We start from the raw sequence: 24946 nt of genomic DNA on the forward strand, positions 1-24946 counted from the left end.
CAGAGAAGGTGGTTGAAGAGAAAAATAATGAGCGCTAAAAACACAGATATCAGTAAATTTTTAAGTTATATATTGCGTCATAAACCCGAGTCAGTTGGCTTAACGCTGAATACCGAAGGTTGGGCTGCTATAGACGATATTATTTCTTGTTCAGCCAAAGAAGGTTTCTTTCTGGATCATGAAATCATTCAAAATATTGTAGATACCAGTGAAAAAAAACGCTTTACAATTTCAGATAATGGACTGTGCATTCGGGCCGCCCAGGGACATTCTACCCCACAGGTAAATATCAATTATAAAGAAAAAATACCGCCATCCCTGTTATACCATGGTACGGCGACACGCTTTATGCCAGAGATACGAGAACATGGGTTAGCCCCCATGTCACGCCAGTATGTACATCTTTCCCCTGATGAAGAAACTGCAATTCAGGTGGGACAACGCCATGGTAGACCTGTGGTTCTTCAAGTGAAATCCTTGAGCATGCATGCACTAGGCTTTACATTTTTTCAGGCGGACAATGGCGTCTGGCTTACTGAATCGGTCCCATATCAATTTATTCAGGAATAGTTATTCATGGACCTCAGCCTTCTCAGCTTTATAACGGGCAGACTCGAGAAGCGCCATTGTAAATAGACCCGCGTCCTGGCTGAGTGTCTGCTAAAAATCAAAACAACTTGACCGGGGCCCGCTTCACTCACAATCTGATATCAAAGGACTGACAGAGGACAAAATATCAATAACATCCCCTGAGGTCACAATTAAGCAGTGAGTTATTGACTCACCCTCATGTACACCAACACTTTGTTCTGTAAACCATTTTAAATACATGGATGCATTTACGGTATAAATACCCGTCAACATTTCCCCATTATGCTCTACCTGCATTTTTAATAGGTCACTTTCATCAGGAAGCCTGAATGAGTGAATCCAATCAAACTCAACTTTAATCTTACTCGCTCCTTCCAGTGTAAAAATTATCTCAAGCGCCCCCGATGCATATCTGATGTTCTCTAACCGGCTTTTTTTAGTGTAAAACCACCGTCAATCCTCATCAATTTCTCAATCATATAGATTACCCATCGGGTATAAATTTAATTCCGTTCCTAACTAATTGAATTTTCGTTAGTAGTATTCCATCTGCACTGCTTTTATACACAATTACGGCCCTGCCAGGAGATAGTTTTCCAACTCGTCCACCAGGAATATCTCTTATATAACCTTGTAATACATCATAAGCCAGAGAGTGAAAATCTTACCTAGCAAAGCGAGACATGACCATAACCGAATCTGGACTGGATTACCCCCCCACACTCCAATTCGCATGTTATAAAATCCTCAAGAATTAATTTATCTTCAACCTCAAATACCGTCACCTCACCTTTGAATCTGAGTGCTAAACCATCCGTAAACTGGATGATAAACCCGTCTTCAAGTTCTTTAATTTCGTCAACATAATATTGGTTATCGAATGGACGTCCATAAGAGCCATTGGGTAAGAAAAAGTAAATTGAACACCTGTTTTTAAGCCACTCTTTTACTCGTTCAATTTGTTTCATTTTTTATTACCCGGCTGCACATAGCGTAAAACCACCATAATTGTCATCTGTAATGCAAGATTACTTCCCACAGCATTATTCACTGAAGACACTTCATTATATTATTTGATTACACAATAAGTCAGTGATAAATATCATTTAGCTATCATTTCCTTTATCCAGGGTTCATTTTTAGAATGACGCCATGCATGCCATCCGAGTGGAAGGTCTGCAAGGAGAGTAATTGTTGGGTCAAGACAGACAATAGCCTTCAGGCTGACTAAAATAGCATCTTTTTCGAACGCAACTCCTGGTTGGTTAGTATGAAACTGCCATGCTCCATCATCGTTATCATGCGATACATATGCGATCCACTCTTTCTCATAAACAATTTTTCTATTAACAATAACAGCCGTATTTGGCAAATCGCTGAATTTCCATTGTGATTTTGTCATTTTTTTATAATCTTATTCATTCGTTTTTTGTCTATTCTACTCTCGCGATAAAACTTGAGCATTAAATAATTACTCCTTGCCCTCTGCCTTCATCTTTATAAAGGGCAGACTCATAATAAGCCACTTTCAACCATTCATCAAACGTATCTGCGTATCCTCTGCCTTCCCAGCCAACTGAGGCAAATGCGTGAACATAATAAACTGTTGGTTCTCCAGATGTATCCGCACCATCAAAACAAACGATATCACCTGAGTATCGCCAATTAGCAAAAGGAATTAACCTCCTTTCAGGATAAAGTTCTGTTATTTTTTTACACCAAAATTCGACATAATTTGCAGAACTGCAAAAAACCACTAAGGCCATTTTTATCTACGTACCCGTGAGCAAAGAATACAGAGCTCGTGCCATACCTCAGATAGATTTTCACTTAAGAGAAACCTAGCAACTCCATTATTCAGAGCATTATCAATATAACAAGGAAACTTAAAAATCATCTATAAATGAACACTATAATTAAAACTCATAGATATATACAGATAAAAAAGAAGAGCATCGCTTATTATTTATATAAAAATTAACCCTGAAAAAAATTTACGAACGATATCGCACCATCGCCATTAAAGAATATGTAATCCTGACTTTTTTATCATGGATTTTATTGAAGTGAGATGCGTAAATTCACTTTTAAATAAATAAAGTGAATGAGTTAAATCATAACCGACCATGGCATATAAACCTATGTCATGAAAATAAAAATTACACAGAGGATTTTCTCTCATGGCTGATGATATTGCCATAGAATAAATTGGAAATTCAACCTCTTCATGAACAACACCATCTGATATTAAAGAAACATGACCACAAGATTCCTCATACAAATTAGAGTATAAAGCTAAAAACTTCTTTTCTATATTTATGAACTGCCTTACTTTCACAGGATCGTCTCCTACATCAGCAAAGCTGACTATTTCTTCCGCAAGATACTCATCTCCAGACAAATAATGAGTGAAGTGAGAGACACTAATTTCAAAAAACAGTTCAATCATCGAACCCTGGTCATCAAAATCTATATCATTTAATATTTTTTGTAACTTACTCACTTTCTTGACATGTTCCTATTTTTATCCAGCGACGTCCAGGCACTACCGCCATGTAAATCAGACAGGGTTGATAAGAAAATATCATTATCATTCAATATGTTGAAGCTATACAAAAGATACTCTCTGAGCTCTTTATCCAGAAAGCTCACACTGACCCATCCAGCATTCTGCGTTACATTAATAAAACATGATGGATTCGTATCAGAACCAATCAGCACAGTGTAAGGCTCACCTACCTTGTGTTTTTTGAGGGCTTTCTTTTCATCCCATAAGTCGATTGGTTTTTTCTTTGCTCTAAACCATGATTTATAGTAAAAACATTCTTATTCATTTATATACTTCCCCGTTAGTATTACGGGTCATTACATTAGCTTTTTTAGCTGAACTAAGTACTCATTGAGATATAGGTTTAGCTTAAGAAGGAATCTCCAGAATATTATCCCCCTTCAACTGACTCCTGGAAGTCCCCAGCAAACATTCCCTTGGTTTATAGATTTGATATTTTTCTCAATTATGATGGTGTCCCAAAAATGTATCTTGATTGATCGTGTCACTTGGGTTCACAACATCAATACCGACGAGGAATCTAACGTCGCCCCCGAGATCCTAGAGCAGTTCATGTCCACCCAGCGATGGTTTTCGGGATAACGAGGCTAATATGGTAAACAATAAGCACCTTCTAAAGATTCATATTGTAAGACTGCATACTTACCTTCGGATAGATATTCTACATCTATCGGTTCCGGAGGATATTCTTTGGTATAAATACCTTCTAAAAAAGCACGATACTGTTCCAGCATGTATAATGTTTGTTCAATCGTTAAAAGAATCTGTAGGTGTTCAGAATATTCACATCCAATAAATACCTTATCTTGAGTAACCATTACACAATAGGCATTCCCTATCCCAAAATTACCATCATTTTCTTTACCTGAAGCAAGATCAGTTAGATTTTTTACCCATATATCTAGTGAATTTACCCCCCAAGATAGATCTGAGGATAGCCATCCTGCAATTGCACATACTCCGTATCCTTGTCTCGGTGTATGCCTAATGTTTTCATCATCCTCCAGTGCAGTAGGAACAAAATGATTATGGAAGTCACTCCATCTTAAATATAGCTTTTTACTGTACATTCTACTTCCCTTTAGCGTAAACAGGCCAAGCGGTTGCTCCGGTTCCATCTGGTTTCCCATAGTAACCTTCTATCTTAATGCCAGAAGAAGAGATACCTTGCCATTTATCTGCGTTAAAAGAGTATGGCGACGAGTTTTTAAACGCCCTTTCAATTTCCTGAGCGGCTTGACGTTTTGACCATTGCTCAAGGAAGAAGGTCGTTACAGCCTTTTTTGGTATCCACTGTCCTGTCGCAGGATCTTTTACAGAAATATAACCCATTGATACACCATCAGCATCAGGAGTGCCTGTAACTATCTCCGCCAGTGGATTTGATATGGATATCACGCCCGCGTTCAGCTTACTGCCTGAGACAGTCTAATGCCCAATTTTACACTCAGAGGTTGACGACAGGCTACCGTAGCTGAGGCTAATGCCTATGATCCAGCGAAACCCACCACGCTTTCACGCAGAAGGGAAACTGGCTCTATGTCGCGCGTAACGTTAAGTTGCATGCTACTGACTGCAGAGGAGCCAGTACTTAGGGTTAGGCTAAATACTGCGATTCGTTACGCAATAAACCAGATAAGTGCTTGCCAGCGGCCCCACCTTCCCGCATTGAGTTTTACGACCGGGTGCGGTACGACTATCTGCCGCTTCAGGGTGCGTGGATTTCACTGGCCGGGTTTACGCCGGGGATGCCGATAAAAATCCGGGTAATGCCGGACTGCATTGTGATAACCGCCCAGAACAGCCGCGAACTTTGGGGCTGTGCTGAGGGGTTAAGCGTCACACATTTCAACAAGAAGAAGATGCAGCAGTGGATAAAAAGCTTCCCTGGGGCGTTGAACGACACCGGCGATATCCCGGTTATCAGGCGGGAATCGCCCCGCTATGATTGCCTGAAGCGGGGTAAGAACTAAGACTTAACGTGAATATCCCAACCGCATGAAGTTGGGATTATCATCTAACCAATAAATTCATCTCTTTCATAAGGTTCTGGCCAGGAGCCTTCAAATGCAACTGCTTCAATTTCCAACTGATTTGATGTAACCAGACTAACCATAAAACAACCACCATATGGTAGTTTTTTATGCTCAAAATTACGTTCCCAATAGCGTTTTTCTTTATTTATTTTAGAGAAAGGCTGGTTGAGCTGTACCGTGGTAAAAAATCCAACACCCGTTCTATTCCTTTCTAAAACCTCAGCACTATCCAATTGAAAAACCAATTCTTCACCGAGTGCAAAGGTCAACGCGAAATATTCTTCATCCAATAACTGCATTAGAACGGCCTCAAAGGCGCTGTTGATATTCTGAATTCACCATTAACAGCAATGTCCTTGACACTTACATTGCTGTTACCAACACGTACTGTTACCCAACTCCCTGTTTGATAAGAACCCGAATTTCTAGCCAAAGGTTGAGCTGCATTATGCATTTCTTTTAAAGCTGCTTCCTGAGAACCAAACTCTTTTATAAGGCTACTGACTTGATGCTTATCTGCAAATATATGGGATACTTTTTTGGTATCATATCCCAACTTCTCAACATCTTTCTTCGCTATTTCAGCTGATTGCTGGCTCCGCGCATTCCCCTCATCTTCTGGCCCCCAGCCACCTGGCGTTCCTGAACCCGCGCCACCGTATTCGGCTTTGTCATCATCCGACAGGTCCTTGCCTACATTTGGTTGGCTTTGCTTATTGTCACCACCACCAAGCATTTCACCAATAATAACCCCAAGGCCCGCATCTGCCGCACCGCCTGCGGTGCCACCGCCCATACCACCACCGCGTATGAGGTCATCACCGAGACTATTAGGACAAGTTCAAGTTTGATGAACATAACCACGCCCCCTATCAAAAAAACGTTCAATCTCAGAAGGTGTTGGCTTTTTCCGGGCCGATCGGCCAGCGCAATAAAGCCACCGAGGCGATATTTATCTATGTTGCCATGGATAAAGAAGGCAGCCTCGCACGATACCTCAGACGGACTAGCGCTTAAGAGAAACACGGCAATGCCGGTTTTTTTATCACTATGCTACAGAGGCTGTCTGCTGTTCAAGTTTGCGCTCGGAGATTGACGACTAGCTGCCGAGGCAATGATTGCAATAACTCCGTAGGTAATCTGACAGGCAAAAAAAATCCCGCCAGCTGTGGGCGGGATAGACATTATTTTAGGTCCATAACTCTTTACCATCGGATGATAACCATACCACTCCGGCAGGAGCTTTAACCAAAAACCACATACCATACTCATCTAAATCATCATCTTCCTCTTCGCATGGGTATGGTGGCCAAGCTGCTTGTATCATCAATACTTGTTGCTCAACAGAGCCCGATAAAAAAACACCATTCACCGCTAATTTTATTTTTTTCTCAGTTAATAGTCTGGTCAATATACAAAAAAACACTTTCTTTCTGAAGGCGTAATTATCAGAAATCTCAGCACATTCAACACTGATATGCTGCCATATAGTTCCCATTGACAGGCCATAAGAACTTTTAATAACCAATGAACATATTTCATTAATATCTTTCATTATTTAAATTTAACCTCCACCCTTCTTCTGCCATTTATCGATGGGGTCATCAAATCTATAGTCCATTTAGCACCTGTCTGTTGCGCTGATGTTGAAAAATCTCTCAATGTTACAGTACTACCAGCAGAAGGTCCTTCTGTAATTTTTACTGAGTACAGATTACCTTTTCCGGGAACAACCTTAACCGAAGGCATATTTTCTGATCCTGTAAGCTGTTTAAAGTAAGTCATGACATCAGCATCAGTGGCCCCCTTAAATACAGGCGCACCTAAACTTAGCTCTGGATCCGTAACCATCGTTTTCCCATTAATGTTTAACTGAAAATCTTTTGGATGTATGGCCGGATTATTAAATTGAGATGCAAGGTTATCAATTTTCTTCGCTGATCGCTTAGAGCTTTATCACAGTAGTTGTCCCTCACAGCACAGGCTGTAAGCGCCATAGCAGCATCAGGACCATAGTCAGTAGTCGCCAATGCTGTGTCACCAGTATCTGCAGCTGCATTAATCACACTGTTAACCATTGCTGACAACGGGCCTTCACCTAGTTTATCTCTGACGAGATCTTTCCAGACTTTTGCACTTTTCTTAACAGATTCACGAGTCTTGTCACCGCTCAGTGAGTTATTCTCAATCTCAACCCGGGCAGCATTTGCACCGCTAGCGGCTGAGAACGTATCGCCACCCACGCTACCGCCTGCCACTGCGCCTATAGCGGTAGCAAGGTTGCTGATGAAGTCCCTCTCTTTGCCCTCCAGCGCTTCGGCTTTTTTGCCGTAAAACGCCATCGCCAGGCTGTCGCCCATCACTGCCGAACTCATACCTCAGGCAGCCGCGGCTAGCGGGCCACACGCCTTAAGTTGCTGCCTGGAAAATATTATTTATCAGCGTCAATATTTATCTATATCGCCGTAAACAAAGAAGGCAAGCCTAGCGCGATACCTCAGATAGATTGACGCTTAAAAGAAACCCGGCCGCGCCGGGTTTTCATTAGGGCCAAACAGAGATGCCATCTTACTATCATGTATGGAGTTACTCGAATGTTAAACCACTATGATCTTTTACGGAGGTCATACAACTTATCTTTTAACCACAATCCTGCACCTAAAGTAGCTCCCGCAACACTTCCTTTTCTCAAGGCAATATATAATGACTCTCTCCATGAAAAAATAAATACGTCATTATTGATGTATGAAATCATTGACATAGCAAGTTGGCAAATAAAAAGTACAGCAGAGATTAAAACTGCACAATAAGCCACTAAGAAAAAAAACCAAGACATACCAACCTTACTGAAACGCTTCATTATTTTTTATCCATCTTATCTAACTCATCTTTTGCAACCTTCCCTGTAAGTTCAGAAGCAGTAGAGCCAGTAATTGCACCAATAATATCTTTTTTCGTTTGGTCGGCGATTGGGGATAACTTGTCAACAGCTTTCGACCCAAGGCTCCCCATGCCACTAGCCAAACCAGCGCTTATTACTGAATTAGTCGGATCTTCACCTTTAATACTGCTCCCAATAGCCGCCCCAGCCATATTAATTGGAATTGACACTATGGTGCCTTTCCCATTTGTCGCTACTGCAGTCAGCCCAGCCATAATGGCATCAACATAGCTATATGGGTCGTTTCCGCTAAGCTGGACGGCAGAGTTGACTCCCACACCAATTGTCGCGTTAGCCGCCATTCCTTTTATAGTAAGCCCCAGCACACTGCCTCCGAGCATAACAGGAGCATCACCGATACTGGCATTCGATTTGTGGTAACCCCAAGTATTCATTATCGTCTGAGCTTTAGACATAGCTTCTGAATCAGGGTCTCGTTTTTGATACTTTTGTCCGGACAGAAGGCTTTTAACAAGTTCCTGTGCAACCGCTGAGCCGTATTCTTTCTCCATTTCACTGGCATAAAAACGCACATAAGCGGCTAATTCAGCCCGTTCGGTACTACTCATTTGTGAAGGATCTCGGGTAAATTTATCTACCAGTTCATCACTAATTTTATCTGCATTTTCAAGCTTAATCAGCTCACTCGCTGTAGCTAATGTCTTATCTCCGTTCTTTATTTTCTCAATAGCTTTGTCAAGTCTATCGGTTGAAGTGCCTCCAAGGAAGTTATTCTCAACCGCATTTTTCCCGGCCTGTGCGCCCGTGGTCGCCGCTGCGGTGCTATTCCCCACCACGCCGCCGGCGATCCCTGCCGCCATGGTGCCGAGCAGGCTAACCAGCTGTTTCTGGTCCTGGGTTAAATTACCCGGATCTTTACCGGGGAACATCTCGGCGGCGATATGCCTCGCCGCCAGTTCGCCGCTGAATGCGCCGCCGTGCCTGCCGCCGCATTGCCGCCAGAAAGCTGCGCAGCCAGAGCGCCCTGCAGCTAGTGTCCAGCCCGCTGGTCAGGGTCACGCGGTTCCCGCTTTCCACCGTGGTTTCGCTGTGCGCGACCGTGCTGCCGTTCTCTTTGCCTTTCCTGGCGTTCACGCTGGCCGATACATTGATACCCTATCCACCAGAGCCAACGCCTGTCCCAACGCCCACGCTACCGCCCTGGCTGCTGTTGCTGCCACTGACCGTTTCGGTGTTCGACGCCGAAGACAGCAGAACATCACGCGAGGCACTCAGCGTCGTATCGTGCCCGGCCTGTAACGGGCTGCCATAGCGGAGGCTCACGCCTGTGCTCCAGTAAAACCCACCATACCTTCACACGAAGGGCAACTGGCTCAGGGTGCGGGTGATGCCCGGTTGCCTGGTTCTTACCACCCAGGAGCCGCTACCACCTCCGCCGGGCTGTTCCTGCCAGGCCACCCGCCAGCCCTGCCGCCAGCGTGCTCAGCGCGCTGATGTTCTGCTTCTGCTCTTCGCTCAGGTCATCCCGCTTTATCCCCGGGTACATCTGCTGCGCGATGAATTCCGCAGTGGTCGCACCCGCTGCGCCTGACAGCGCATTATTGCCCTGTATCTTCGCCACCACTGCGCCCAGCACCGCATGGGCCATCAGGTTCGCTTCTGTGTTTACTTCGCCCGTTATCGGGTCAGTGGTCTTTTTGTGGATAATTTCTGCCAGATACGGCGCCGCGCCGCCGGCTATCGCCTTCGACAGGTCTCCACCCGCCAGCCCCTGCACCGCCGCCGTTGCCGCCTGGATGCCCTGCTGTATGGCGCTCCCGGTGCCGTAAGGGGCCATTGCCGTGTGGTAGGCTTTATCGGCTATCTGTTTGGCTGTTGGCTCTTTATTCCCTTTGGCAATCAGTTCCGCTCTCGCCGCCTCCAGTGCCGCCAGGTCTTTTTTCGCCTTCAGGCCCGCAATCTCACCCTGCGTCCGCGCGATATCCGCCGCCTGGTTCCCAATCTCCGAGATAAGCTGCGCTGCCTGCAGCCGCTTCTGCTCTTTCTCTTTGTCGAAGACAGGACTCAGCGTCTGGTTCGCGTGCTCCGCATCGCGGCTGAGATTAGCCACATCCTGCTGCTGCTTGTCTGTATCACGTACCGTGATGGTGCCCGCCGACACCGCCGACCGGGTCGTGGAGCTGTCGTGCCCCTCTTTGTTGACCCCGGTCAGCAGCGTGTTCGCCAGGTTCCCCACGAACTGGCCACCAATGTTACCGCCGGTGCTGAACCCTGCGCTCTGGTGTTCCACCTTGTAATCGGCCTGGTTGTGGATATCCCCCCACCCCTGCGTGCCGGTATCCAGACGGTTGTTGTCTGCCGATGCCGTGGAGCCAATCACCGCCCCGTTAAGCTGGGTGTGCTCCCCCACCGTCACGTCAAACCCGCCCTTGCCCGCAAACAGCCCGGTCTGCTCTTTCACCGAGTCGTAGTTACTGTGCATTTTGTCCCGGCTGACGTTCATGCTTGCCGCTTGAGGCTGTCTGCTGCTGAAGTTTGCACTCGGAGAATGACGACTGGCTGCCGTAGCTGAGGCTCACGCCTGTAATTCAGCAAAACCCACCACGCCAACACTTGTAGTAAGTAAATAGAGATATTCCGACATGGGCATTCTTCAGGCTATAACCTTACGGGATCAATCACTATCTCCCCAGGAGGTGGTCCAAGATTGACAGTAAAATCCTGGTACAATGGCCGAGATTTTTAATGGTCAATAAAAATCCGGTTTTATATGACCTTCTGCTTTCAGGATTTCAAGAAATCGGTTATAAGCAATTTCGTCGTATTCCCGAAGGCCATCTAATAAACCCTCTTCAATTAATGCCTTGTGATAAATACCTGAACGATAATAAACAAAACCTTCAGGAATGCTTGGATCTATAATTTCAACATTATCTACAAGTTTACCTGTAATCCTGTAAGTGCCTAATCCACCATTCCCCCTTGGCATCCCAAGTAACATTGTTTCCGTACAGGTTTTATCAATAGAAAAAACCCAATATACGCCAAAAATGTCAACAGCATTTCCCCATTCATCTTTAATCTTCATTTGACTTTTCCTTTAATTGAATCAATTACATCAGATGGATCAGCCGTAACCCGCTGAGGCGTAACAATTTTCATATCATAGGCCTTCCCAGTAATGGAATTATACTGGTAATGAATTTCAATATTAGATCCATTTGGTAGCTTATGTGAGGCCGTCATTTTTTCAAACCCTGCGGAATAAGGAAAACGAAGGTCTGTATTAAAATTCATACCCATGTCAGAAAATTTCTTTCCATTAGACGGATTTTCTTTCACCTGATTCCACAATACCTGCTCATTCAGATCTCTTGGCGAAATAAATTGTTTTCCCGGCTTCGCCGTAGATATTTTCTCCGCCGCTCTGATCAGAATTTTGTTATCAATAACCTTAAGGCCTTTGCCCAGCAGCGATAACACTTTCTCTGCCGGAAGCGAGGTCAGCAACGCCAGCGCGTAATCCTTTGCGTCTTTAGCATCAAGTACAGCCATTACAGTGTCTGAGCCGGGGTTATTGCTCAGAATAGCTTTAATGATATCAGCACTTTCCGGCAGGTCACCTTTCACCATCTGCACCAGCCCCGCCTGTACCTGTTCAGGGGGCAGATTATTGTCCTGCGCGTACTTCACATAGGAAGTCACTGACTGACCATAATCTATTGCGCCGGCTGGCAGGATATTGTTCCAGCCATCACCCAGCGCATTATTCTCAACCGCATTCTTCCCGGCCTGCGCACCTGCCACCACGTCCGCCGTGCTGTTGCCAGTCAGGCCCCCTACCAGCCCCCCCGCCAGCGTGCTCAGCGCGCTGATGTTCTGCTTCTGCTCTTCGCTCAGGTCATCCCGCTTTATCCCCGGGTACATCTGCTGCGCGATAAACTCTGCGGTGGTCGCCCCCGCCGCGCCTGACAGCGCATTATTACCCTGTATCTTCGCCACCACGGCGCCCAGCACCGCATGGGCCATCAGGTTTGCTTCGGTGTTCACCTCGCCCGTTATCGGGTCAGTGGTCTTTTTATGGATTATTTCCGCCAGATACGGCGCCGCGCCGCCGGCTATCGCCTTCGACAGGTCGCCACCCGCCAGCCCCTGAACCGCCGCCGTCGCCGCCTGGATACCCTGCTGAATAGCGCTCCCGGTGCCGTAAGGCGCCATCGCGGTGTTGTAGGCTTTATCCGCTATCTGTTCGGCCGTGGGCTTTTTATTCCCTTTGGCAATCAGTTCCGCTCTCGCCGCCTCCAGTGCCGCCGGGTCTTTTTTCGCCTTCAGGCCCGCAATCTCACCCTGCGTCCGCGCTATATCCGCCGCCTGGTTCCCGATTTCCGAGATAAGCTGCGCCGTCTGCAGGCGTTTTTGCTCTTCCTCTTTGTTAAAGATCTGCCCGATACTGCCGTTGGCATGCACGGTGTCGCGGCTCAGCGTCGCAACGTCCTGCTGCTGATTCGCCCTGTCACGAATTGTGATATTACCATCCGCCACAGCGGATTGCGTGGTACCTTCGGCGTGGCCTTGACCGTTCATCCCGGCCAGCAGCGTGCCGACGTTCCCTAGGCCGTTAGCGGCCAGCATTGATCCGGCAGATATATTCGTGCCACCGGACAGGCTGATGCCGCTGTGGCTGACCTTATAGTCGGCTTTGTTGCCGATATCAGCGAAGCCCAGCGTCCCGGTATCGAGACTGTTTTTATCCGCTTCAGCCCGGCTGGCGATCGCTGCCCCATTCAACTGAGTGTGGTTGCCCACGGTAATGTCAAAGCCGCCGTTGCCGGCAAAAATACCGCTTTGTTCCAGCACCGAATCGTAGGTGCTCTTCATCTTGTCCTGGCTAAGGCTGATATAGCCAGAACCACCCCCGCCTCCGAAGGTGTAGCTCCCGCCTGCGGCCACACTGGTTTGCTTGCTGTCGTAGTTATTCGAGTCCTGCTGGCTGCCGATCAGCAGGTCCCGGCCAATGTCGGCGATGACTTTATCGCCGTTGACCTGGGCGCCGTTCAGGATGGCATCGCGGCCGCTGGTGAGGGACACCGTGCCGCCGCTGTCGAGCGTGGTTTCCGTCCAGCTGGTGCCGTTCCCTTTGTCCTTACCGTTGGCGGCGTTGACGTTGGCAAAGACGCTGAGCCCCGCCGAACCGCTGTTCACGCCGAAACCGATGCCTATGCCTCCGCCGCTGCTGCTGTTTTTGCCGGTGGTCAGCTGCGTATTGGCCGCCCCGCTCAGCACAATGTCGTTGCTCGCCGCCAGAGAAGTATCTCCTCCCGCCTTGAGCTGGCTGCCGCCAATCAGGATATTGCCGCTTTCAGCACCGTTTCCTTTCCCGGTCGCGGTGACACTCAGGTTATTCCCGGCCGTGAGGCTCGAGCCTTTCACTGCGTCCGACTCGGCGTGCTGCTCTGATTTCGATTTTTGTGTCGTTAGGGAGACGCTTACCCGAATACCGTCATCAGGATCTTTCTCTGCCCCTGCTTTCTGAGAGTTCAGGTACGCCTGCCCACCGGCCAGCGCCGTTTTGGTAGCCTGTAACGCGGCCAGCCTGCCGTCGCTTTCATTTTTCGTCGCTTGCGCAGTGGTCACCGCGCTGTTCACCGCGTCGCCCACCGCCCCGGAAAGCGCCACGGTCAGTCCGGTGCTCTTCTGCTCAAATTTCTCATCGCGGGTACGCTTGTCGTGCCCCGGCTCAATGAGAACGCTATCGCCAGTGACCGACAGATCCTTGCCTGCGACCAGATCGGCGCCGCCGATGTGCGCCATTCCCCCGGCATTCACGCTGACGTTTCCGCCTGTAGATCCCACGGTGCTAATGCTCTGGCTCTGGGTGGTGCCTTGCTCACGCAGATCGTGGGTACTTTTGCTGCTGCCGATGGTAAAGCCGATGCCGCCGGTGCCCATCAGGCCGCTCTTTTTGGTCTCCTTAAAGTGCCAGGCGGTGTCCATGTCCGTCGCGGCCACGATATCGACGTTATTACCCGCGTTCAGCGCCACATTGCCGTCCCCTACCACGGACGAGCCTTTCACCAGCAGATCGTTGTCCGCTTTCAGCGTCACGTTATCGCCACTCAGCAGCGTTCCGGCTTCGCGGGTCGAGCTGGTTTCGTTGATGGTGTGGGTTGTTTTGCTGCTCAGGAACCCTTTATTGGTTTTGGTTTCTTCGTCGTAGTGGTAGTCACTGTCGGTCGCCGTGGCAAGGTTGATATCCCGCCCTGCACCTACCCCGATATCCCCGTGAGCCGTCACCTGCGCGGCCTGCGTGTTAACATCGCGCCCGGCAATAATTGTGGTGTTCCCGCCGCTGGCGATTTCTGTGCCTTGCTGACGCACGGATTCGTTGATATCAACTTTTTTCTTCGCGGTGTACTTGTCGCTGTGGGTAGATTCCGCTGCCTCTAAGTTAACGTCCCGTCCGGCCTGTAGCCCTACGCTGTCTTGCGCGAACAGGTTGCTGGCTTTAACAGAGATATCGCGGCCAGCTTGCAGATTAAGCGTTCCCCCGCTGGTGATTGAACTTCCCTGTTGAGTAATATTTTCGTTGAGATTACTACCACGCCTTTCTCGTTCAACAAGCTGATTGCTTTCAATGACTATATTATTTTGCGCTTTAAGTGCCATATTGCTGCCAGCGCCAAGAGAAGCACCGGTAACAAGAATATCCGTCCCTGCATTAAGAATGAGAGAATCAGTGGCGTTAATAGAAGCCAAAGCACCTAAATCTGTTTGTACGAACTCTAACCCTCGCCGATCCCAGCCTTTTCCAACATTTGCGGCATCCCAAATATTTGCCGATGTCTTGTTAACAATCTGCCCGGACACACTTTCCAGGGCAACTTTTTGTCCTGAAATAGTGGAGCTGACATTATTAATATCGCCCAGCGCGCTGAGCTGCAGGCTGCCGCCTGAATTAATTGCCCCGCCGTTAATATTACTGATGGCGTTCTGGCTGCTGGCGCTCAGCAGAGTCTTGCCCTGCAGCGTGCTGCCATCGTTGGTGATATTCCCCGCGTTGAGGATCGTCAGATTCCCGGCGATTACGCTGCCGTTATTCACCGCAACGTCCTTCGGAGAGATATACAGTTTAGGCACGAGGACATTTTGCCCGTCGATTACCGCGTTTTCCCACCACAGGATGCTGGAATCCAGCGCGGCGACCTGGTCAGCGGAAAGGCTGACGCCCAGCTTAAGCCCCAGTTTGTCCCGAGCCTGAGCGGCATGGTCGATCAGGTACTGCATCTGTTCCAGATCGGAGCCGACGCCGTTCACGTAGCGGTTGCCGGTCTGATTCAGGATCTGATTGCTGACATAGCGGGTATCAAAGGCCGCATCCCCGAGGAAACGGTAATCATATTCCGGGCGCAGGTTCAGGCGAGCGAGGAAATAATCCGAGCCCAGGAATTTATTGGTATCGGTATAAGTGGTACGCGTTTCCTGCGGCGCGTTTGGCCCGGCCATCCCGGCAAGCTTGTAGATATCGTTGAACAGGCTGTTGTCCAGCTTTCCAAGGCCATCCAGCTTGGGGTTGGTGACGATCAGATACGGGCTTTTTGGATCTTTATTGACCACAAAATAGCCGTTATTGCCGGCAGGCAGCGGATAATCGCTGAGCTTAATTGGCGACCCGCTAGCCGTCAGCTTCGAGGTAATCGCCGAAATATCCGTCAGCTCAATAGGCCGATAATCATATCCCGGCGGCGGTAGCGTTTTACCTCCGCTGGATTGCGCTATAACCTGAGCGGCAGCGGCGGCAATATCATCATTTTTATGGCGAGATTGCTCACCCGATGGCTGTTTGGTCAGCTCAACGCTCTCACCGTTAACAGGGGTGAGATTACCGCCATTCGCCTTCGAATCCACCAGGCCCGTCGCGTTGCCCGCTAAATCAATACCGGGCCCGCCCTGTTGGCTTAGATTTATATCCGCGATCTTACCGCCGGCCTGACCATAGTCCGCACTATTCTGCGGCCGGTTATCCACGGCGGCTAATCCACCGCTTCCGGTTGGGTTTTCAATGTTACCAATCCCGCTGCCAGGCAAATTGATCGTTGCCTGCGGCGCGGTCACCGTATTATTTGTGCCCGTTTTTAGATCGGTGGCCTGCGAACCGCCACTTACACCAGGACCACCGGCTAAATTAAGCCCTGGCGCGCTGCGGCCCGGCGTGTAGCCGGCTGAATTTGAGGTGATATATGAATTATCAAACTGGTTACTAAAACTGGCATTAATATCTCCACCTGCTAGTATACTAGCCCGATAAATTTGACCATTAGTTGATGAAGCTTCAGATATTTTAGGTCTGTAAGTCGCTTCAACCGTATCACCTGATGTACTTCTGTAGCTGTCAAGCACATAAATCACCTCCCGGCTTGACATCCCCGTTTGATAACTCAGATTATCCAGACTCGTTCCGCTTAATCTGATATTCTTTTTAGCTATAATATTACTGGCCTGATTTGTTAACTGACCTGAAATTAAAGCTATATTTGCTCCTGAAGAAATCCTCGCAGCAACACCGGTGGCATCAACAGTCAAAGATTCTGTAAAATTCCCGCCTGGGTAAATTTCATCCTGGAGAATATCAAAGAAAACGCCAAACTTTACATACGGCCCTTTATTGTCAGTGCCATAACTTGCCCCCGAAGGAAAAACATCACGATTGTTCTCAGAGTTTGTTGATGTTTTATTCACTACAAAATTTATATAGCCGTTAAATAAATGTCCGGTGCGAATAGAAATATCGCCATTCTGCGTCTCAATACTTCCGGAGGTATTCACCACTTCCGCGTTGGCGTTGCCCGCCGCATCACGCTGCATCCACAGGCTGTTGCCCGCCAGAATATCGCCGCGGTAGTTGCGGATGCTGTTGGCAAACAGGCTCATATTATTGCCCGCATACAGCAGGGCGCTGTTGAGCAGCGTGCCGCCCGCGCTGGCAATCAAATCACCGGCGGTGCCGACGAAGCCCGCGTTGTTGATGCCGTTCTGGCTGGTCAGGCGCAGCGTCCCGCCCGCCTGCACGCTGCCCGCGCCGTTCAGATTAAGCTGCCCGGCACTGAGGTGGCTTTCGCCGTAGCCCGCACGCACCTGCCCGTTATTATTTAACGTGCCTGCGGCAGAGAGCTGCACGCCCTGGCCCTGCATCAGGCCATTGACGTTAATATCGCCCTGGCTGCTGACCGCCAGCGTATTGCCAGCCGCCAGCGTGGTCAGCTGGTTGTAGCGGCCCTGGCTGTTAAGCGACAGGTTGCCCAGCGCCGCCACCTGCCCCTGCAGGCTGGTATTCCCGGCGTTGATCCCCATATTGCCCTGGCTAAGCAGCCGCGCCCCGGCAGCGCTGTTAACCTGGCTGGCCGTGATGCCGAGGTTCTGCGTCGCATACACGGTGCCGTTGTTGTCCAGCTGCCCTGGGTTAACGGTTAAATTGCCCCCCTGCAGCATGCCGTTATTCAGGATATAGCTGCCGCCGATCGTCCCCTGCTGCTGCGCCAGCACCGTTCCGCTGTTGCTCAGCGAGCCAGCATTCAGCCAAAGTGCAAAGCCCTGAACCCAGCCGCCGTTGGTAAACCCTGGCGCATTGAGCGTCAGCGTGCCGCCGCTCAGGAGCTGGCCCTGGTTGTTGCCGCGCTCACGCAGGTCGATGCGGGTAGTGCCGTTCCCCTGAACGGTGCCGGTGTTGGTTAGCTGCTGTGCCCCAAGATCCAGACTGCCCTGACTTAACAGGACCGCGTTTGGCCCGTTATCCAGGCTGCCACTCAGCGTGCCGGTAAGGGCAGAATTCGCTTCTACACGCCCCTGATTGTTCAGTGCGGCGGCGTTGAGACTGACCGCGTTGCCCTGAACGTGGCCCAGGTTGGTGATGATATTAGCCCCGACGGTCAGCAAGCCATTGGTCAGCAGTTTGGCCCCGCTTTGCACGTCCAGATTGCCGCCCAGCGAGATGCCCAGGCCTTCAACGCCGCTGATACTGCCGCCGTTATTGAGCGAGCTGCCGCTGAGAGTGAGGTTTTTGGCCTGGATCTGCCCCTGGTTTGTTATCCCTGGCACCGTGACGGTGGCCGCGTTATTGGCCGTGATGGCACCGGTATTCGTCAGGCCGGATGCCAGCGCCAGATCGAGGTTGCCGGTACTTTGCAGCGTGCCGCTATTTTGCAGTTGCTGAGCGTTCAGCTTCAGATACTGCGCCTGCCACAGGCCGCCGTTGGTAACGTTTTGCCCGGACACCAGCATCGCGCCCTGGGTTTGCATGGCGCCGCCCAGCCGGTTGTTGATGTTCTGCTGAGGCTGCAGGGTCAGCGATTTCAGGCCAATCACCGATCCCGCGTTGTCTATCGCTGTGTTGCTGGCCGTGAGGTTGCTGCCCTGAATATTACCGCGGTTCAGCAGCGCGCCGCCGCTGAGCGTTAAGTCTCCCTCGCTTAACAATGCGCCGGTGTTGTTTAACGTTCCGGCGCTTATCTGGCTCACGCCCTGGCTGAGCAAACGCCCGCCGTTGGTCAGTTGGTTATCAACCTGAGCCGTCAGCCCGTTGATGCCGAGCGAGCTGCCGCTGTTGTCCCAGTTCGTCGCCTTCACGCCCAGGCTCTGCCCCTGCATAACCCCCGCATTGCTAATCTGCTGGCCATTCAGCGCCAGCTGCCCGCCCGCGAGCATTTTGCCGCCGGACAGGTTGTTCAGCGCGGCAGCGTTAACCGTCAGATCTTGCCCCTGCAGCGTGCCCTGGTTGTCCACGGTATCGGCATTGACCGTCATTCCCTGCTGCGCCAGCAGGGTTCCCTGATTGGCGAGCGTCGACAAGTTAAGCGCCAGCGCCCCGCCGGTCAGTATTCTCCCGTCGTTCTGGTTCGTCACCGTCAGCGTGGATGGCATGCCCGAGGCCAGGGTCAGTGCCGTATTGCCCTGCAGCAGGCCCGAGTTGTTCAGGGTATTGGTCGTTATCGCAACGGTGTCTCCCGCCAGCGTGCCCTGGTTGTTAAGGCTGGCCGTTTGCAGAGACAGATCTTTCTCTGCCAGCAGTCTGGCCGCGTTGCGATTGAGGATGCTGTCGGTAAAGTTCAGCGCCAGGCTACCGCCCTGCAGCATGCCCTGGTTATCCAGGCTCGCGCCGGAAAGCGTGAGCGCCTCTTTGACGGAGATCAAACCCAGGTTGACCATCTGCGGGATAGTCAGGTTAAGCGAGCTGCCGCTCACGATCTGCCCATCGGCAAGGTTGTTGAATTGCGGGGTATTCAGCGCCAGCGTCTTGTCGCCCTGGAGTACGCCCTGGTTATCAATGCGGTTGCTGCTGAGCTCGAGCTTGTCCGCGGCAATCACGCCGCTGTTCGCCAGGGTTTCGCTCTGGCTGTGGAGCGTGTCTGCTGCCAGTAGTTTGCCGCCGTTTTGGTTATTCAACTGCCCGGCGATATCCAGCGTTAAATTACCCGCCGAAAGCGTCCCCTGGTTGCTCAGGCTGCCTGCGGTGAAGGTCAGATTGTCCCGGGCCTGAACGGTGCCGGTGTTGTTTACGTCGTTAGCGGCAATGTCGAGCTGGCCGCCGCTTAACAGCTTCCCGCCGCTCAGGTTATTCAGAACACGAACGGCCGGAGGCGGAGCAGCGGCAAAACTTCTCAGCAACATCCTCTGAGGGCGACTGGCTCCTGCACCGGAGAGCGACAGGCCATGATTGCCCTGCACCAGCCCGCCGTTATTGAAAATGTTGACCGCCAGGCGCACGTTATCCGCCGCCACCGCGCCGCTATTGCTCAGCGACTCTCCGCTGAAATCAAGCGTGCCGGTTGCCAGCAGTTTCCCTGTCGCCTGGTTGGAGAGCCCGTTTTGCAAGGCAAGGGTGAGCGCGTCACCCTGCACGATACCGCTGTTGTCGAGGTGAGTACCGATAATATTCAGCGCCTGCTTCGCCAGCAGCGTGCCGCTGTTTGTCACGGAGGCAGTATGGAGATCCAACCCGCTGTTGCCCTGCAGCGTTCCCCGGTTATTAAGCGTGTCGGCCTGAACACCGACCTTTGTCGCAGCCAGCACGCCATTATTATCCAGCTGGCCGGTGGCAAGCTGCAGCTCGCCCTGACTCAGCATCTGCCCGTCGTTAGTGACCGATTTATCGGTGTTAATCGACAGCCTGTCTTTACCGGACAGCGATCCGGTGTTGCGCAGATCTCCGCCCTGCAGCGTCAGGGTTTGCCCCTGAAGCAGCCCGGTGTTGTTCCACTGGTTGCCGCGAAGATCAAGCCAGCCCCCGGTCAGCACCTTGCCTGCCGCGCCGTTGCCAAAATGCGTGGCGTTGAGCTTCAGGCTGCTTCCGCCCTGCAGCAGGCCATCATTTTGCCCTTGCAAAGTCGTTAACGTGACGTTGTCACCGATGATTTGCCCGGCGTTAGCCCAGTCGCCAGTGGTCATTGCCAGCTGGTTGCCCGCCAGCAGTGAGGCCCCCGCCTGATTGTTTAACTTCCCGCTCAGGTTCAAATCCAGGTTCTGGGCGTCAATCGCCCCGAGGTTATCTAAATTTCTCCCGTCGAGCTGAAGATGTTTGCCGGCAGAAATCGTGCCCGCATTGTTTAGTTCGGGCAGGGTCAGGGTGACGTCATCCCCGCCCGCCACCGTGGCCCCTTTGTCGTTTCGCAGCGCAGCGGCCGTTAGATTAAGTTTTCCGTCGGCCTGAATCAGGCCGCTGTTGCTTGCCTGGGCTTGCCCGGCATCAATGTCCAGGGCAGAAGCGGCGATAATGCCGGTATTGCGGAGCGGCCCGGTCTTCAGGCCGAGATAATTCTGGCTAATCAGCCGCCCGCCGTTGTTGAACGCCCCGCCGAATAAAATATTCAGCGCTTCGCGGCCAAGGATCTGCCCCGTATTTTCACCGCCATCTTGCCCGCCGGTGAGCGTGAGATTTCTGCCCTGCAGCCGACCGGCGTTATCCAGACGCGCAGCCGTCACGTCGATATTGTCGTCACTTAATAGCTGGCCTGCGCCACCGTTAGTCAGCGTCCTGCCTCGGGCGCTAATGCCGTTGTTACCCTGGAGCAATCCGTTATTGGTCAGGTCCTCAACCGCCAGAGTGGTATTGCTGGCCATCAATTTCCCGGCGTTGCTGCCTTTTGCCGCCGTCACCGAGAGCGTATTGTCGGCGAGGAGTACACCGCCGGCCTGATTATCCAGCCCTTGCGTCAGCCCCAGGCGCAGGTCGCTGGCTTCAATGTTCCCGCTGTTGCTGAGACTGGCCCCATCGATAGTCAGTCCTTGTTCTACCGAAATCAGCCCGGCGTTGTTCAGCTCAGGAACAGACAGCGACAACCCGCTGCCGCTGATAATTTTCCCCTGCGCGAGGTTATTCAGCACCGTGGCACCCAGACGCAAAGATTTTTCGCCCTGCAACAGGCCGCCGTTGACGTAACGCTGGCTTTCGACGCTGAGGTCGGCCGCCGCCAGTGTGCCCTGGTTTTCGAGGCTTCCGCTGGTCAACGCGAGTTTGTCTTTGCCGAGGATTTTACCGGTATTGACGACATCGTCCGTCGCGGTCAGGTTGAGGATGGACAAGCCAAGCAGCTTGCCGCTGTTGGTCATGTGGCTGGCATTTAGCGTCGCGGCGTCGGCCTGAATCTCTCCCGCATTGGTTATTTGGCCAGCGGCAAGTGTCAGTTGTCTTTCAGCCAGTACGCTGCCACCCGTGGCGTTATTGAACGTGTCGCCTGTGGCTTTGAGCGCGGAATCCCCCTGCAGCAAGCCCGTGTTAGAGACGTTTTGTGCATCCAGAACGGCACTGTCGGCGATTAACTGCCCCGCATTATCCAACTCAGAAGCAGAAAGCTGCAGGTTGCGTTTTGCCACCAGCACGGCACCGGCAAAGTTGTTTACTTTTTCACGCAGTTTTAGCTGAAGATCCTGCGCTTCAATGCGGCCCCGGTTATCGAGCGTCAGCCCTTCGATGGTCGCCGCCTGGTTGGCGGAAATCACCCCCGTGTTCACCAGGGCCTGAACGGTAACGTTCAGGCCACCGCCGCTTTGCAGCCAGCCCTGGTTGGTCACGCTGCCAGCGTTGAGATCAAACTGACCACCTGCGATGGCACCCTGAGCGTCCGGCTGACCGACGATGATTTTCCCTTGCGGGCCGTTCTGCAGTTCCCCGCTAACGCTGACCGTTAAACTCTCACTTCCGCTGGTCAGCCCGCTGTTATTCCATTGCCCCGCGCCGATCGCGAGTTTTTTTCCCTGCAGGCTCCCGGCATTATTGAAGTTGTCAGCCGTGAGCGAGAGCGAATCTTTCGCCAGCAGTGCACCACTGGCCTGGTTGTCCAGCTGCTGGCCAGCTTTCAGCGTCATTGTCTGAGATTCAATATTGCCGCGGTTAGCCAGCATCTGGCTCTCAATGGCCAGCCCCTGCTGGACGGAGATCAGCCCGGCATTGGTAAGCTGCGGGATACTGAGCGCCAGACCGCTGCCGCTGATCACTTTCCCACCGCTTTGGTTAGTCAACTCCGCGGCGGTCAACGCCAGAGTTTGGCCGCCCTGAATCAGGCCTCCGTTGTCTAACGTAATGCTGTGCAGGGCGAGAGAAGCAGCCTCAAGCTGCCCGGTGTTTTTTTGCAGTGCCGCTGTCGCATTCAGGTTTTTCTCAGCCAACAGGCTGCCGGTGTTGGTCAAGGCGTTGTGCGCAACTACGTCAAGCGTGGAAGCCGCTATCTGACCGCCGTTGTTGAAGTTATCGGAGGTACTGTTCAGACCATTGCGGGCGGTGATTTTCCCGCCGTTCTGGTTGTCGATGTTCCCTGCAATCGCCAGAGTCAGGGCATCGCTGTCCAGCGATCCCCGGTTGGTAAAGTTCAGGGCATTAAGCTGTAAACTTTTCTGCGCCAGCAGCGCACCACCGGCCTGTTGCACAATGTTGTCCGCGGTGAGCGACATTGCGCCGTCGGCCTGAATATTTCCGCTGGTGTCGAGCTGTTTGGCCCCAAGCGTAACGGTATTGCCTTGAGTGCTGCCGCTATGCGTCAGTGAGTCGGTGTTAACCGCCAGCGCGCCTTTTGCGGCCTGCGTACCGCCCAGCGTGATGCTATTCTCCGCCTGCAGGAGCATATTGCCTTCAGATTGCAACTGCCCGCCGGCAAGAGTTTCAAATCGCTCGCCTTTGAACGTCAGGTCTTTTTGCGAGGTGATTTGCCCGGCGCTTTGTAGCTGCTGAGTCAATAACTCTAGGTTGCCCCCGCTTGCCAGCGAGCTTCCCTGCAGGCCGTTAAACCGATTGCTGCTTAACGTCACATCCTGCTTGCCGTTAACCGTCCCCGCATGGCTGAAGCTGTCAGCCTGAAGCGCAAGTTTACCGTTACTCAAAAGCTGGCCATTTGGGCCAACAGTAAAGGCATTGTGGCTGGTCCATGCCTGGTCGGTGCCACTGCTCAACATGCCGTCTATCCACGCATCCCCGGTCGTGGCCGTTAGTGCTGCCCCGGCCAGCATCTGGCCGCTGTGGGTTAACGAACCAAGATCGAGCTGGATATTGCGCTGCGCCTGCAGATTACCGCGGTTGTTAAAGCTGTCCGCTTTGGCGTTTAGGTTCCCATTGGCCGTCACCTGGCCACTGTTGGTTAACTGGTCAGCGGATAAAGCAGTGTCTCGCCCTGCCGTCAGCTTACCGGCATTGTCCAGGCCTGCCGCCGCGCTGGCACGAATCGCACCGCCCGCGTTGACTTCGCTGGCCGCATCCGTGCTTACAGCCCCGGCATTGAGAGTGATGTCATTGCCGGCGGTGAGCTGGCCGTTGTTCAGCGCCAGTTTTCCGCTGCCGTTCAGCGTTATGTCCCGATCGCTGGCTACTTTGCCGTTGGCGACGGTGATGTCGGACCGGCTATTAACCTGTGTTGCGACCCCGCTTTTATGCTCGCCGCTCAGTACTACGCTATCCGCCTGAGCCATGAGATTGCCGCTCGCAAGGCTGTTATTCACCACCAGTTTGCCGCTGGCATCCAGAGTAATGTCTCCCTGACGCGCGTTCAGGTTCCCCAGGTTGACGCCCACGCCTTTATCGGTGGACACAAGATGAATACGATTGGCGTACATCCCGCCCAACGCGCCGGTATCAACGGCCACCACGGGGGCGGCGCCCTCTCCGGCTATCGGGGTGACTGCGCCAGTGGATGAAACACGGTTGGCACCCACGGTCATCTTAAGATCTTTGGCATGAATACCAGCGTTGACTTCCGTTGCCCGGGCAATGATCGACAGCGCGTCGCTTTGGCTGGCGTCCAGGCCCTGGCCTTCCACCGTGATGGTGCCTTTGCTGACATCCAGCGCCAGCAGGTTGCCTGCCGCATCAAACTGGGGTTTGCCCGTGGTCAGCGTGGCATTGGGGGTGTTGATAAATCCGCAGCCGTTACAGGTAATACCGTAGGGGTTGGCAACCATCACGTTGGCCGCCTTGCCCGCCACTTCAGTGTAGCCCTGCAGCTGTGAGCGATTGCCCCCGATGACTTCATTGATGATACCGGTCGCTTCCTGACCGGCCCGGAGGTTAGGGTTGTTTTGAATTAGTCCCCCGAGCTGAGTCTGGGTCAGTTGCCCGGTGGCGTTGTTAAGAATCAGCCCCTCTTTTCCGACGTTATAGTCCTGGAACTGGTTATGGGAGATCCCTGCCTGGTTTGGCGTGGCTATGTTAATGACCGGCACACCGTTTCCGGCCTGATCCATCTGCGTGCCCGGCGTGGCCGGGTTGATGGTCGCCGCCACCGCCGGAAAAACCGGCTGCCCGGCGATCAGGCACATGACGAAATAACTTAACAGGCGCTTCGCTAATCCCACGGGGTGCTTATCCATATTGGT

Annotated in this window: 14 protein-coding genes and 1 pseudogene; 3 read left to right on the forward strand and 12 right to left on the reverse strand. The window is 51.7% G+C overall.

Going from position 1 to position 24946, the window contains the following annotated elements:
- The first annotated feature begins 27 nt into the window (after positions 1-27).
- Positions 28-570 (forward strand): RNA 2'-phosphotransferase, encoded by a 543-nt coding sequence (locus VW41_12295; GenBank protein AJZ89760.1) that lies wholly within the window; start codon positions 28-30, stop codon positions 568-570.
- A 689-nt stretch (positions 571-1259) separates the two neighbouring features.
- Here the strand turns inward: VW41_12295 and VW41_12300 are convergent.
- The 4 genes from VW41_12300 to VW41_12315 all read right to left on the reverse strand — a co-directional run bounded on the left by VW41_12300 (position 1260) and on the right by VW41_12315 (position 4492).
- Positions 1260-1559: a hypothetical protein gene (locus VW41_12300; GenBank protein AJZ89761.1), complete on the reverse strand. Its 300-nt coding sequence runs from the start codon at positions 1557-1559 to the stop codon at positions 1260-1262.
- Positions 1560-1693: 134 nt separating this feature from the next.
- Positions 1694-1993 carry a hypothetical protein gene (locus VW41_12305; GenBank protein ID AJZ89762.1) on the reverse strand — a complete coding sequence of 100 codons (300 nt, stop codon included), beginning with the start codon at positions 1991-1993 and terminating at the stop codon, positions 1694-1696.
- A gap of 618 nt (positions 1994-2611) precedes the next feature.
- A complete protein-coding gene (locus VW41_12310; protein ID AJZ89763.1) occupies positions 2612-3094 on the reverse strand; it encodes a hypothetical protein in 483 nt (160 codons plus the stop codon).
- A gap of 1137 nt (positions 3095-4231) precedes the next feature.
- Positions 4232-4492, reverse strand: a complete 261-nt coding sequence (locus VW41_12315; protein ID AJZ89764.1) for a hypothetical protein — start codon at positions 4490-4492, stop codon at positions 4232-4234.
- A gap of 416 nt (positions 4493-4908) precedes the next feature.
- Between VW41_12315 and VW41_12320 the strand changes: the two genes are divergently transcribed.
- Positions 4909-5133, forward strand: a complete 225-nt coding sequence (locus tag VW41_12320) for a hypothetical protein (protein ID AJZ91950.1) — start codon at positions 4909-4911, stop codon at positions 5131-5133.
- 44 nt (positions 5134-5177) lie between these two features.
- Here the strand turns inward: VW41_12320 and VW41_12325 are convergent, their stop codons facing one another.
- From VW41_12325 to VW41_12345, 5 genes are all read right to left on the reverse strand, one after another.
- Complete coding sequence (locus VW41_12325) at positions 5178-5495, reverse strand: hypothetical protein (GenBank protein AJZ89765.1); 318 nt, start codon at positions 5493-5495, stop codon at positions 5178-5180.
- Positions 5495-5992, reverse strand: coding sequence for a hypothetical protein (locus VW41_12330; GenBank protein ID AJZ89766.1), 498 nt, complete (start codon positions 5990-5992; stop codon positions 5495-5497). Before VW41_12330 ends, VW41_12325 begins: the two co-directional genes overlap by 1 nt.
- 393 nt (positions 5993-6385) lie before the next feature.
- Entirely contained in the window at positions 6386-6754 is a 369-nt protein-coding gene (locus VW41_12335; GenBank protein AJZ89767.1) for a hypothetical protein, read from the reverse strand.
- Between the two features lie 310 nt (positions 6755-7064).
- Complete coding sequence (locus VW41_12340; protein AJZ89768.1) at positions 7065-7571, reverse strand: hypothetical protein; 507 nt, start codon at positions 7569-7571, stop codon at positions 7065-7067.
- Between the two features lie 484 nt (positions 7572-8055).
- Positions 8056-8826, reverse strand: a complete 771-nt coding sequence (locus VW41_12345; protein ID AJZ91951.1) for a hypothetical protein — start codon at positions 8824-8826, stop codon at positions 8056-8058.
- 239 nt (positions 8827-9065) lie between these two features.
- Between VW41_12345 and VW41_12350 the strand changes: the two genes are divergently transcribed.
- Complete coding sequence (locus tag VW41_12350; protein ID AJZ89769.1) at positions 9066-9410, forward strand: hypothetical protein; 345 nt, start codon at positions 9066-9068, stop codon at positions 9408-9410.
- A 126-nt stretch (positions 9411-9536) separates the two neighbouring features.
- Here the strand turns inward: VW41_12350 and VW41_12355 are convergent.
- From VW41_12355 to VW41_12365, 3 genes and pseudogenes are all read right to left on the reverse strand, one after another.
- Positions 9537-10607: pseudogene (locus VW41_12355) on the reverse strand (hypothetical protein).
- A 240-nt stretch (positions 10608-10847) separates the two neighbouring features.
- Positions 10848-11186: a hypothetical protein gene (locus tag VW41_12360; protein AJZ89770.1), complete on the reverse strand. Its 339-nt coding sequence runs from the start codon at positions 11184-11186 to the stop codon at positions 10848-10850.
- Positions 11183-24940: a hypothetical protein gene (locus tag VW41_12365; protein ID AJZ89771.1), complete on the reverse strand. Its 13758-nt coding sequence runs from the start codon at positions 24938-24940 to the stop codon at positions 11183-11185. Before VW41_12365 ends, VW41_12360 begins: the two co-directional genes overlap by 4 nt.
- Positions 24941-24946 lie beyond the last annotated feature (6 nt).

Origin of the sequence: Klebsiella michiganensis (assembly GCA_000963575.1) — a bacterium.
Classification (GTDB): Bacteria; Pseudomonadota; Gammaproteobacteria; order Enterobacterales; family Enterobacteriaceae; genus Cedecea; species Cedecea michiganensis_A.

Bases quoted from the DNA above. Each gene is read 5' to 3' on its own strand.
- VW41_12365 (AJZ89771.1), bottom strand. From the start codon at position 24,940: ATGGATAAGCACCCCGTGGGATTAGCGAAGCGCCTGTTAAGTTATTTC.
- VW41_12340 (AJZ89768.1), bottom strand. From the start codon at position 7,571: ATGAGTTCGGCAGTGATGGGCGACAGCCTGGCGATGGCGTTTTACGGC.
- VW41_12315 (AJZ89764.1), bottom strand. From the start codon at position 4,492: ATGGGTTATATTTCTGTAAAAGATCCTGCGACAGGACAGTGGATACCA.
- VW41_12330 (AJZ89766.1), bottom strand. From the start codon at position 5,992: ATGGGCGGTGGCACCGCAGGCGGTGCGGCAGATGCGGGCCTTGGGGTT.
- VW41_12350 (AJZ89769.1), top strand. From the start codon at position 9,066: ATGCGCCGCCGTGCCTGCCGCCGCATTGCCGCCAGAAAGCTGCGCAGC.
- VW41_12295 (AJZ89760.1), top strand. From the start codon at position 28: ATGAGCGCTAAAAACACAGATATCAGTAAATTTTTAAGTTATATATTG.
- VW41_12360 (AJZ89770.1), bottom strand. From the start codon at position 11,186: ATGAAGATTAAAGATGAATGGGGAAATGCTGTTGACATTTTTGGCGTA.
- VW41_12305 (AJZ89762.1), bottom strand. From the start codon at position 1,993: ATGACAAAATCACAATGGAAATTCAGCGATTTGCCAAATACGGCTGTT.
- VW41_12320 (AJZ91950.1), top strand. From the start codon at position 4,909: ATGCCGATAAAAATCCGGGTAATGCCGGACTGCATTGTGATAACCGCC.
- VW41_12325 (AJZ89765.1), bottom strand. From the start codon at position 5,495: ATGCAGTTATTGGATGAAGAATATTTCGCGTTGACCTTTGCACTCGGT.
- VW41_12300 (AJZ89761.1), bottom strand. From the start codon at position 1,559: ATGAAACAAATTGAACGAGTAAAAGAGTGGCTTAAAAACAGGTGTTCA.